Source organism: Lysinibacillus sp. NPDC095746, assembly GCF_044763535.1.
Taxonomy (GTDB): domain Bacteria; phylum Bacillota; class Bacilli; order Bacillales_A; family Planococcaceae; genus Lysinibacillus.
Genome location: NZ_JBIWGL010000064.1, coordinates 1 through 2,778, shown reverse-complemented (window position 1 = coordinate 2,778; position 2,778 = coordinate 1). Strand labels below are relative to the sequence as shown.

The window sequence follows — 2,778 nt, the reverse complement described above, 5'->3', positions numbered from 1 at the left end:
CTCTATTTAGGCGCTACCATTTTTTTGAATATAAAGGTCGCGTTTATTTGAGCATGGACTTTTTTAGTGCCAGAGATTTTATTTTCATGGGAGTTTAATGGATTTATTTGAGAGGTTTTTATTGCCGGCAATCTAAGGGCATGAACTTATTCTATTAAAAAGGAAACTACTTTTATGTGTAAAAATTAAAAGTAGCTTCATTTTTTTTAAGGTTCCTTCATATAATGCAAGGCATAAGATAAAGGGGGATCGAAATTGAACGGAAATGTGACCTACTATTATGGACACGCACTGACTGGGCAAGGAATTAAACATTTATATAAAGAAATGATGGATGAGGCTGAACTAGTTTATATTTTACAGGGTGCACCGACGTTTAAAGGATCAGAACTTCTTAAAGAACTTGGGTATTTTTATGTAAAGCAGGGCTTTGCGGTGGAGTGGTTTAAGCATGCTTTGCTGGAGGATATTGTTGAGGCAGTATATGTTCAAGGATGTAATCGATTATTTGTATGGTCATCAGGTTGGGGGATTGAACCGGTTTTCCTTGGAACAAAGCATCGGGTGATGTCATTTTATGATTGCTTAGAAGAAATCCAGCTTGAAAGGGTTGGCGAACAGCTCGCTACTGCAATGACGGAACGAGAGTCATGGCGTGAGAAGTGTATTTCGAAGCTTAATGATGCAATAAAGATCCATGGTGATTGGGAAGTAGTCACACAGAGTTGTATGAACTGGCAGGCATTGAATGATCAGGTTGAAAATTTAAAGACAGATGTGTTCCAATCAATCGTCTTAAATAAAACAGGTGTGCGCACCCATCGGTTACTCGGAACATTAACCCCTAGGGGTGCCGAAAATACCGTAGATAGCATAACAAAAAATGTATCTAGAAGATTGATGATCAAAGGGAAGCCAGGTACAGGTAAATCTTCGTTAATGAAAGGTTTAGCAGACGAAGCAAATGCAAGAGGGCTCGATGCACAAATTATTTGGTGCGGCCTGGATTCAAATTCAGTGGACATGGTCATTATCCCAGAATTGAATTTCTGTATTTTTGATAGTACAGAGCCTCATATCTTTGACCCACAGGACGGAAGACTAGGAGATGAAATTTTCGATATAGGGAAACATTGCGCAATTTCACAGGAGGCAGAAGTTCAAATTGAAGATATTCGGGCAAAGTATAAAGAGGCGATGCAGGATGCAATGGGTTATTCGAAGCGTTACGCGGAAGCAGAGTATACTATCCGGCGATTATTAGATAATTGTGTATCATCATCTCTTTGGCGAGAAAAAACTGCCCCACTATTCGAAAGATTAACAAAGTAATTTTTCTAATAGTATGCTTGTGCTACACTAGGAATTAGAATAGTGTTCTTAGGAAAGGATGATACGCTTGTCAAAAGTATTGAATGTATTTTTAGATGAAAACCTAAAAGCCTTACACGATCAAGGCTTATACAATGAAATTGATCCAGTAGAGGGAGCAAACGGACCAATTATTCAGGTACGTGGCAAAAATCTAATTAATCTATCATCAAACAACTATCTTGGATTAGCAACGAATGAAGATTTAAAGCGTATTGCCAAAGAAACAATTGAGACATACGGTGTAGGGGCTGGAGCAGTTCGTACGATTAACGGCACACTTGATTTACACGTAAAACTAGAGGAAAAGCTTGCTGAATTTAAAGGGACTGAAGCAGCGATCTCTTACCAATCAGGTTTTAACTGTAATATGGCAGCTATTTCGGCTGTTATGGATAAAAATGATGCAATTCTTTCAGACCAATTAAACCATGCGTCGATTATTGATGGCTGTCGTTTATCACGTGCGAAAATCATTGCTTTTAATCACTCTGATATGGACGATTTACGTGCAAAGGCAAAGGAAGCAACAGAATCAGGCTTATATAATAAAGTCATGGTCATTACGGATGGCGTATTCTCAATGGACGGTGATATTGCAAAACTACCAGAAATCGTTGAGATTGCGAAAGAGTTTGATTTAATCACATACGTCGATGATGCACACGGATCAGGTGTAACAGGTAAAGGAAAGGGGACTGTGAAGCATTTCGGTTTAGAAAAAGAAATTGACTTCCAAATTGGTACACTTTCTAAAGCAATTGGTGTTGTTGGTGGATATGTAGCAGGTAAGAAAAATTTAATTGACTGGCTAAAAGTGCGTTCTCGTCCATTTTTATTCTCAACAGCATTACCACCAGGTGACGTAGCTGCGATTACAGCAGCAGTACAAATGTTGATTGACTCAACAGAGCTTCACGATAAGCTATGGGAAAATGGCGATTATCTAAAAGCGGGTCTTGCTAAGCTAGGCTTTAATATCGGTGAATCTGAAACGCCAATCACACCATGTATTATAGGTGATGAAAAACTTACGCAGGAATTTTCTCGCCGCCTATTTGAAGAGGGCGTCTACGCTAAATCAATCGTTTTCCCAACGGTTCCAAAAGGCACAGGACGTGTTCGTAACATGCCTACAGCGGCACATACAAAAGAAATGTTAGACGACGCTCTAGCAATCTATGAAAAAGTCGGCCGTGAACTAGGCGTTATTCGATAAAAAAATGGGGCTGCCTCAATATAATATGTACCCTTTGTAAAGGACATTTTAAAAAAGGTTAGGCAACTTTCTGAAGCTGCTGTCTGTATTTTACAGGCGGCAGCTTATTTAAATTCCATTGCCCTCGATAATGATTGTAGTAAATCATATAACTCTTAATTTCTTTCTTTACTTCTTCTAACGTTTCA

General features: G+C 38.8%; 3 protein-coding genes. 2 read left to right on the top strand and 1 reads right to left on the bottom strand.

Annotation, left to right across the window (positions count from 1 at the left end; genetic code table 11):
• Positions 1-255 precede the first annotated feature (255 nt).
• The gene (locus ACIQ7N_RS23525; RefSeq protein WP_402936662.1) at positions 256-1,332 is read left to right on the top strand and encodes a nucleotide kinase; all 1,077 of its coding nucleotides are present in this window, start codon (positions 256-258) and stop codon (positions 1,330-1,332) included.
• Positions 1,333-1,390: 58 nt separating this feature from the next.
• Positions 1,391-2,590 (top strand): glycine C-acetyltransferase, encoded by a 1,200-nt coding sequence (locus ACIQ7N_RS23520; protein WP_402936660.1) that lies wholly within the window; start codon positions 1,391-1,393, stop codon positions 2,588-2,590.
• A gap of 58 nt (positions 2,591-2,648) precedes the next feature.
• Here the strand turns inward: ACIQ7N_RS23520 and ACIQ7N_RS23515 are convergent.
• The coding region (locus tag ACIQ7N_RS23515; RefSeq protein ID WP_402936664.1) for an IS3 family transposase at positions 2,649-2,778 on the bottom strand (130 nt) is incomplete at its 5' end.

Bases quoted from the DNA above. Each gene is read 5' to 3' on its own strand.
- ACIQ7N_RS23520 (WP_402936660.1), top strand. From the start codon at position 1,391: ATGATACGCTTGTCAAAAGTATTGAATGTATTTTTAGATGAAAACCTA.